Raw genomic sequence first — 737 nt, forward strand, 5'->3', positions numbered from 1 at the left:
CGGCGGGCCCGCGTCCCCCCGAACGCACGACCCGCACGCCCGCGGGCACGTCCAGCGGGGGCACGCCGGGCGGCCGGTCGTCCACGACGACGACCGGGACGTCCGGCCCCAGCGCCGCGAGCGTCGCCTGCAGACTGGGCCGGCCGATCGTGGGGATCACCGCGGTGATCACGAGGCGAACACCTCTCCGCGCCGCACCAGGTACGGCCCGAGGGCGAGCACGTCCACCGGCGAGGAGCCGAAGCATTCGAGCGCGTCGCGCGGATCGTCCACCATGGGCCGCCCGGCGGTGTTGAGGCTCGTGTTCACCACCACCGGCAGCCCGGTCCGCGCCTCGAACGACGACAGCATCCGGGTCAGCAGCGGCTCCGACTCCGGCGACACCGTCTGGATGCGCGCGGTCCCGTCCACGTGCACCACGGCCGGGATGCGCGCGAGCCACTCGGGACGCACGTCGTGCACGAACAGCATGTACGGCGAGGGCACAGGCCCCCGGCTGAAGATCTCGGCGGCGCGTGAGTCGAGCACCATCGGCGCGATCGGCCTGAACTGCTCGCGCCCCTTGACGTCGTTGAGCCGCTCGGTGTTGCGGGCGTGCCCCGGATGGGCGAGCAGCGACCGGCGGCCGAGCGCCCGCGGGCCGTACTCGGAGCGGCCCTGGAACCAGGCCACGATCCGGTCGGCGGCCAGCTCGGCGGCCACCGCGCCCGCCAGGTCGGCGGGCCGGGTGTGCGGCA

General features: G+C 75.3%; 1 protein-coding gene. It reads right to left on the reverse strand.

Annotated features, from left to right (window positions below; all coding sequences use genetic code 11):
• Positions 1-168 precede the first annotated feature (168 nt).
• On the reverse strand, positions 169-737 hold a 569-nt coding region (locus tag DQW85_RS21940), incomplete at its 5' end, for a carbamoyltransferase C-terminal domain-containing protein (RefSeq protein WP_275888235.1).

Source organism: Nonomuraea lactucae (assembly GCF_003313395.1).
Lineage (GTDB): Bacteria > Actinomycetota > Actinomycetes > Streptosporangiales > Streptosporangiaceae > Nonomuraea > Nonomuraea lactucae.